We start from the raw sequence: 6,127 nt of genomic DNA on the forward strand, positions 1-6,127 counted from the left end.
CACCACCGACATCGACCGTTCCGGTCGAGATCGCCTGCTACGCCGGGCGAACTCGACCGGAACTGTCTGTTTCGGTGGCCTACTCGGTGACTCATTCGGCGGCCGCCGCCGGCGCGGGGTCGTCGCCCCGGGACCAGGCGATCTCCACGAGCCGACGAAGGACGTCCAGGTCGATGTCGTCGATCTTTTTCACGTAGACGCACCCCGCGCCCTCCGTGTACGCACCGAGCCGCGGAAGGAGTGCGGCGCCCCCGGGGAGGTCCTTGAGCCCGTAGATCGACAGTTGCGCCTTGCGCGGAGAGAACCCCGTCTTCGGCCAGTCTCCGCGGTTGCGCGGGTTCGCGGGCGACGCGTAGCGGTAGCTGCCGTAGCCCACGATCGATGGACCCCACAGGACAGGGTCGGCGCCCGTCACCTCGCGGAAGAGCGCGTCGAGGGCCTTGCCGTCCGCGCGGCGGCGGGCGGGCGTCGCGGCATCCAGGAAGTCCTCGACGGAAGCATCCGTCGGCTGCGTCTTGATTTCGGCCATGGCGCCATTATGGCGCGGGCACCCCTGACCGGCTCAGTCCCCACCGAATTCGACGGAGATTTTGCCAGAAACGAGCCAAACTATTGTGAAACCTCACATTTTCCCGAAAATCTCCGTCGAATTGGTTCCACACGGGGGTAGGTATCAGTGGCGTCTGCACCCGGGCAGACGGATGGCCGGAAGCGGTGCGCTTCCGGCCATCCGTTCTGCTGCGGTGCTAGTTTCCAGCGTGGATGTCCGCGTCGGCACCCGCGTCGGCACCCGCGTCGGCACCCGCGTCGGCCTCGGCCGCGACGTGCGCCTGGACCCGCTCGGCGATCTTCTGCACCACGGTGCCGTAGTCACCGTTCAATGCGGCGGCTTCGAGCTCCTGCGCGGCGGTCTCCTGCTCGTCGGCGGGCGTGTTCTCAAGCTCGGTCAGGTCGGCCTGGAGGTTGGCCGGCAGCTTGTCGAGCAGCGCGGGGTTGTCGGTGAGTTGGAGCGCCAGCTCCGTCACCGAGGAACCGGCCTCCGCGGCCGACTCCTGCTCGGCACCCGATTGCTCGGCACCTGATTGCTCGGCACCTGATTGCTCGGCACCTGATTGCGCGGCACCTGGTTCAGCGGTGCCGAGGTCACTGCCGAGGGCGGCGCGCACGGCGGCGGCCAGCGGGTGCTCCGGGTTGTCCCGAACGGCTTCCGCGATCTTCGTGATCTCCTCGCCGTATCCTCCGGCGAGTGCGGTGGTGCGCACGGTGTCGACGGCGGCAGCCCGGTCGGCCGCGCCGGAGGCATCCTTGAGGGTGTTCAGGTCGGACTGCAGGTTCGCGGGCAAAGTCTCGAAGAGCTCAGCGTGCTCGGAGAGGGTGGTGGCCACCTTCTGGGCCTTCACATTGCCGCTCTGCCCGTGGGAAAGGTCTGCCCGAAGTTCGGTCGAAAGCGACGCCAGGAATTCGCCGTTCGACGTGGCGCCGGCATCTCCGCTCGCGCTGAAGGTCGACGTGGTCTCGGCGCTGAGTGGGGCGGCGGTGGCGCCCTGCGCGCCGACGCCGAGCAGTGCTCCGGCGGTCATGACCGACGCGGCGCCGAGGGTGACGCGCTTGGTGCGGGAGGTGGCGGTTGCCGGGGCGATCGTGTGCTTGTTCAAAGTGGATCCTTTCGATTGCGGCGGCCGGTCGGCGAAACACCCGATCGACCGTTCGTAGTCATCGGAGGAGTTTAGGTACCGGGAGTGGGCGGCCGGTCCCTGCACGCTGAGAATCGGCACGGTGCTCGCCCGTTCCCGGTGGGCGTGTTGCCGGGAAACGCAGCCGGCCGAGGCGGGGGCAGCCGAGCGGGGAATGCGGCCTGACCGGGGGCTGAGCCCGTCAGGGCCTCGGGTCTCGCCCGGCCGGGCGGCCGGAGCCGGGGAAGCCGAGGCGCTCGGGGCGATTACGCTCTGCGCGGAGAAACCGTGGCGTCTGTGCGGAGAAACCGCGGCGTCACCGCCGATGAACCGCGGAGAAAGCCGCGAGACTGCGGGGCGCGCTCAGGGCGTCGGCAACAGCCCGTGCTTGCGGCAGGGCTGGCCGCCGACGAGGTTCAGGCACGAGTTGAATGCCGCGGGATAGCCCACGGCCCCCGACGCCCCGAACCACTGGTTGTAGAACCGCCAGAAGTTCAGGTTGCCGTGCGTCGAGCATCCGTCGCCGTCGGTGCCCGGGCGTGCCAGCGCGGCGGAATTGGGCTGGTACGGCGTGTAGTTGTAGAGGTTCGCGGTGGCCTGGTTCTCGATGGTGACGGAGGACACCCCGCAACTCGCATCCGGATTGAAGCCCACGCGGACGGTTCCGATCTTGTAGGCGCGCTCGGGCTCCTGGGTGTACTGCCGGAACTGCCAGGCGGCACGGTAGACCTGGTTGAAGAAGCCGAAGTACGCCGTGTCGCAGTCGGCCGTGTCGGGGCAGCCGTAGCCGGTGGCGCGCAGATAACCGGATGCGCTCGGCCGGGTAAGCAGGGACTGCTCCTTCTGCAGCAGCACGAGCAGCACCTTCGGGCTGATGGAGCAGGCCGCGGACACCTTCGCGATGATGCGGGCGGCCGACTCGTTGCGGCCCCCAGGGTAGGCGGCGCAGTGCCCCTCGCCGTGGGCCGGCTGGGAGATCGTGTTCTCCTCGTAGTCGGCCAGGCACGGTGAGCCATCGCGGGGGATGCAGGAGCGCTCCCCCAGGAACGACTGGATCTCGCCCTCGTTCAGGGAGTCGGCGTTGTAGAAGTTGTAGTCGCTGATGATCGCACCGGGGGCGAAACCGGTAGACGCGGCTGCTTCGCCGGTGGTGTGCACCGACGCGACCAGCGCCAGGCCAGCGCCCAGCACGGCCAGAGTGACGACCATCGCCAGTGCGGTCTGTCGTCGACGCGGCGTGCCCAGGTACGTCATAGGGGAGACCTTACCGGGGCACTGCGGGAAGGGGCTGGGAGCAGGCGGCCGACACGCAGCAGCGCGCGCGTCGCGACCCGGGCCCCCGGAGTAGCTTGGGGTCATGCCTGACACACAGCCAGAACAGACTCCCGTTTCCAGCGACAGCATCGTCGTCGGACACGACGGATCGGGTCACGCCGATCACGCCGTGACCGTGGCGCTCGACCTCGCCGAGCAGCTGCACGCACCGGTCGTGCTGGTGCGCGCGTGGTCCATCGACACGGCGCCGCGCCCGGCCAACTGGGAATTCGGCTATGTCGCGTCGATCGAGGACTATGCCGACGCGGTGCGCATTGAGCTCGGCGAGGCCGTGATGGCCGAGGTGGCCAAGCACCCCGACGTGAAGGTTACCTACCGGGCCGTCTACGCCAGTCCGTTGAAGTCCCTGATCGACGTGTCCCGAGGCGCACGGATGCTCGTGGTCGGCTCCCGCGGCCGCGGCGGCCTCAGCGGCATGCTGCTGGGTTCCGTGAGCGAACAGTGCGTGCGGCACGCCAAGTGCCCGGTGCTGGTCGTGCGCCCGAACACCTGAGCCGACCGCTGGCGGCGGTCGGCTCCAGTCAGCTCTGGTCGGCGTCGATCCGGTTGCCGACCGCGAACCAGGCGACCGCCCCGAAGACCGGCGCGCAGACGACGGCCAGCACCCAGCTCGCCCGCGCCGCCTGCCGCAGGTGGATGGCCCGGCTGATCTGTGTCAGGGCGGCGGCGATCAGCGCCGCGCTGCCCAGAACGGCGAGGCCGCCGAGTCCGAGTGCTGCCATCTGCACCATGCCTGCACTATCGATCATTACGACCTCCCCTGTTGAACCCCCTGAGACGCCCGCTTTCCCCTATCACAGCGTCCCGTGCCTAAACCATACCAAACGGTATCTTCTGTGGGGTCGATTGAGGCGGATTGAGGCAGATTGGGGCCGATTGAGGCAGATTGGGGCCGATTGAGGCAGAGACGATACAACGGATGCGCGGGGCCGTGTGCGACCCCGGTTCGGGCAGTCGCTACGCTGGAAGCCGGAATAATCGAGGAGTGGAATGGCGCAGCAACAACGGGCGATCGGAACGCGGGCCGCGATCATCCGGGGTGCGGCGGTCGCCTTCCGGGAGCACGGGTACGGCAGCACGACCCTGGCCGGACTGGAAGTCGCCGCCGGAGTGAGCAAGGGCGCACTCTATTTTCATTTCGCGTCCAAGCAGGCGCTCGCGCTCGCCGTGATCGAGGCGCAGCACGAGGCCTCGATCGGCTTGGGCCAGAGGCTGCTGGACGGCACGATGCCCGGGTTGCAAGCCCTCATCCTGATGACTTTTGAGCTGGCGGCGCAGGTGCGGGACGAGCCGGTGGTGAGTGCGGGCATCCGTCTCACCATGGAGGCCTCCAATTTCTCGGTGCCGGTGGTCGGTCCGTTCCATGACTGGATCGATGTCTGCGGGAAGGTGCTGCGACGCGCAATCGATGAAGGCGACGTTTCGGCCGATCTGAACGTAGAGGCCGCCGCGCACTTCATCAGCCCCGCCTTCACGGGCGTGCAGACCGTCTCCCAGGTGCTCACCGGGCGGGCGGACCTCTTCCAGCGAGTGGAGGAGATGTGGGCGCTGCTCCTGCCGGGCCTGCTGCCGGCCGGGCTTCCGGACGAGCGGCGGGCGAAGCTGACCGCCCTGCCGGCCCGTGTACGGGCGAGCTGCGCCGCGGGCCCGGGCGCTGCGGGCGGGGTAGCGGATCGGGCCTAGGACCCAGCCGAAGCGGTCGACCCTCCGGCGGACGCGCGCGCCCGCCGGGAGCGCCACCACGCCCAGACCGTAGTCAGGATGCGCTTGAGGGCCACCGCGATGCGGTGCGCGGTGGGGAATTCCGTGCCCAGGATCGCGATGCCGAGGAAGACGACGAGCCAGCCGGGCCCCGGCAGGGGCACCAGAATGAGCCCGATGACGGCCACCGTGGAGCCGAGTACGCCGACCACAGTGCGGTAGAGCCAGCGCAGCCGCGGATGCTGGTCCACCCAGGCGCGGCTCCGGCGCAGGAAGCGCCGGATCGGGTGGGCGGAGCTGCGTCCTTCGCCGATTTCGCGCTGGAGGATGACGGTCATGCGATCAGGCTAAGCCGGGTCGCTGGGAACCGGCTGCGCGGGCATCCGTCGCCGCTGTCGCCGCCTCTGACCGGAGCGTGACTCCGGCCCCGGGGGTACTGTGTGCGGCATCTGGAGCAACATCCGGGTAACCACATCCGGGTGACTACATTCGGGTGACCACATTTGGGTGACTACATTCGGGCAACACGGAGGAGACGAATCATGGCTGCACTTGCAAAACGCGAGCGTTTCGAAATGCCGGAGCCGGTGCGGCGCTTTTTCGAGGGCGACTGGGACACTCCGGCCCTGCGGGTGGAGGAATTCCGCGACGGCGGCAGCCTGGTTGTGAGGGCGGAATTGCCCGGAATCGACCCGGAAAAGGATGTCGATGTGTCGGTCAGCGACGGCGTGCTGCACATCCAGGCCGAGCGGCAGGAAAAGACCGAGCACAAGGACAAGGACGGCTACCGGACCGAGTTCCGGTACGGCTCGTTCACGCGCGACATCGCGCTGCCCCGTGGAGTCAAGGAAGAGGATGTGACGGCGTCCTACCGGGACGGCGTGCTCGAGGTGCGCGTGCCGGTGCCCGAGGGTGCCGAGGAGCCGAAGAAGGTGCCGATCGCGCGAAGCTGAGCCGGTCGCGCGCCCGCGCGGCCACGCCCGCGCCCGTCACGCCCGCGCGCGCGCGACGAGAGTCGCCGATTGTGCCGAGAGTCCCCGTTGCACGGGCGATTCTCGGCACACGAGGCGACTCTCGACGATGCGGAGACCCTCCAGCCCCGAATGGGGGACGCAATGCGCCACTTCTCTTGACTCGCGTCGCCTTAACCGGTTTAGTTGGCAGTACCAAACCGGTTCAGGCTGAACCAGGAGAGAAGAAATGACGTACAACGCTGTTCGCTCACAGTCCCCCCGCCCGCGATCTCTGAAAGCCGTGGCCCTCACCGCCGCGGTCTCGCTGCTCCTGCTCGGAGCCGGCACCGCCGCGGCCGCCGCGGCACCGCCATCCGGTGCACCGGCCGGAGTCGTCGCCACCCGGCCCGCCGCCGCGGCACCGCCATCCGGTGCACCGGCCGGAGTCGTCGCCACCCGGCCCGC

Annotated in this window: 9 protein-coding genes; 4 read left to right on the forward strand and 5 right to left on the reverse strand. The window is 68.9% G+C overall.

Features of this window, described 5'->3' with window-relative positions; all coding sequences use genetic code 11:
- Positions 1–91: 91 nt before the first annotated feature.
- The 3 genes from CXY81_RS01380 to CXY81_RS01390 form a co-directional block, all read right to left on the reverse strand.
- Positions 92–529: a DUF1801 domain-containing protein gene (locus CXY81_RS01380; RefSeq protein ID WP_104193734.1), complete on the reverse strand. Its 438-nt coding sequence runs from the start codon at positions 527–529 to the stop codon at positions 92–94.
- A 217-nt stretch (positions 530–746) separates the two neighbouring features.
- Positions 747–1,655 carry a hypothetical protein gene (locus CXY81_RS01385; protein WP_146067580.1) on the reverse strand — a complete coding sequence of 303 codons (909 nt, stop codon included), beginning with the start codon at positions 1,653–1,655 and terminating at the stop codon, positions 747–749.
- A 381-nt stretch (positions 1,656–2,036) separates the two neighbouring features.
- Positions 2,037–2,927: a hypothetical protein gene (locus tag CXY81_RS01390; RefSeq protein WP_174843651.1), complete on the reverse strand. Its 891-nt coding sequence runs from the start codon at positions 2,925–2,927 to the stop codon at positions 2,037–2,039.
- Positions 2,928–3,030: 103 nt separating this feature from the next.
- Between CXY81_RS01390 and CXY81_RS01395 the strand changes: the two genes are divergently transcribed.
- A complete protein-coding gene (locus CXY81_RS01395; protein WP_104099266.1) occupies positions 3,031–3,501 on the forward strand; it encodes a universal stress protein in 471 nt (156 codons plus the stop codon).
- Between the two features lie 28 nt (positions 3,502–3,529).
- Here CXY81_RS01395 and CXY81_RS01400 read toward each other — a convergent pair whose 3' ends face one another.
- Positions 3,530–3,757 carry a PLDc N-terminal domain-containing protein gene (locus CXY81_RS01400; RefSeq protein ID WP_104099265.1) on the reverse strand — a complete coding sequence of 76 codons (228 nt, stop codon included), beginning with the start codon at positions 3,755–3,757 and terminating at the stop codon, positions 3,530–3,532.
- Between the two features lie 241 nt (positions 3,758–3,998).
- Between CXY81_RS01400 and CXY81_RS01405 the strand changes: the two genes are divergently transcribed.
- Positions 3,999–4,691 (forward strand): ScbR family autoregulator-binding transcription factor, encoded by a 693-nt coding sequence (locus CXY81_RS01405; RefSeq protein ID WP_104170417.1) that lies wholly within the window; start codon positions 3,999–4,001, stop codon positions 4,689–4,691.
- Here the strand turns inward: CXY81_RS01405 and CXY81_RS01410 are convergent.
- The gene (locus CXY81_RS01410) at positions 4,688–5,047 is read right to left on the reverse strand and encodes a TIGR02611 family protein (protein ID WP_104193736.1); all 360 of its coding nucleotides are present in this window, start codon (positions 5,045–5,047) and stop codon (positions 4,688–4,690) included. The two genes, CXY81_RS01405 and CXY81_RS01410, sit on opposite strands and share 4 nt — an antisense overlap.
- 204 nt (positions 5,048–5,251) lie before the next feature.
- Between CXY81_RS01410 and CXY81_RS01415 the strand changes: the two genes are divergently transcribed.
- Positions 5,252–5,662 carry an Hsp20/alpha crystallin family protein gene (locus tag CXY81_RS01415; protein WP_104170419.1) on the forward strand — a complete coding sequence of 137 codons (411 nt, stop codon included), beginning with the start codon at positions 5,252–5,254 and terminating at the stop codon, positions 5,660–5,662.
- A gap of 247 nt (positions 5,663–5,909) precedes the next feature.
- Positions 5,910–6,127: hypothetical protein (locus CXY81_RS15950; RefSeq protein WP_199182899.1), on the forward strand; the 218-nt coding region annotated here is incomplete at its 3' end.

The organism is Cryobacterium sp. M25 (genome assembly GCF_002929635.1).
Lineage (GTDB): Bacteria > Actinomycetota > Actinomycetes > Actinomycetales > Microbacteriaceae > Cryobacterium > Cryobacterium sandaracinum.

Bases quoted from the DNA above. Each gene is read 5' to 3' on its own strand.
- CXY81_RS01380 (WP_104193734.1), bottom strand. From the start codon at position 529: ATGGCCGAAATCAAGACGCAGCCGACGGATGCTTCCGTCGAGGACTTC.
- CXY81_RS01390 (WP_174843651.1), bottom strand. From the start codon at position 2,927: ATGACGTACCTGGGCACGCCGCGTCGACGACAGACCGCACTGGCGATG.
- CXY81_RS01395 (WP_104099266.1), top strand. From the start codon at position 3,031: ATGCCTGACACACAGCCAGAACAGACTCCCGTTTCCAGCGACAGCATC.
- CXY81_RS01400 (WP_104099265.1), bottom strand. From the start codon at position 3,757: ATGATCGATAGTGCAGGCATGGTGCAGATGGCAGCACTCGGACTCGGC.
- CXY81_RS01405 (WP_104170417.1), top strand. From the start codon at position 3,999: ATGGCGCAGCAACAACGGGCGATCGGAACGCGGGCCGCGATCATCCGG.
- CXY81_RS01410 (WP_104193736.1), bottom strand. From the start codon at position 5,047: ATGACCGTCATCCTCCAGCGCGAAATCGGCGAAGGACGCAGCTCCGCC.
- CXY81_RS01415 (WP_104170419.1), top strand. From the start codon at position 5,252: ATGGCTGCACTTGCAAAACGCGAGCGTTTCGAAATGCCGGAGCCGGTG.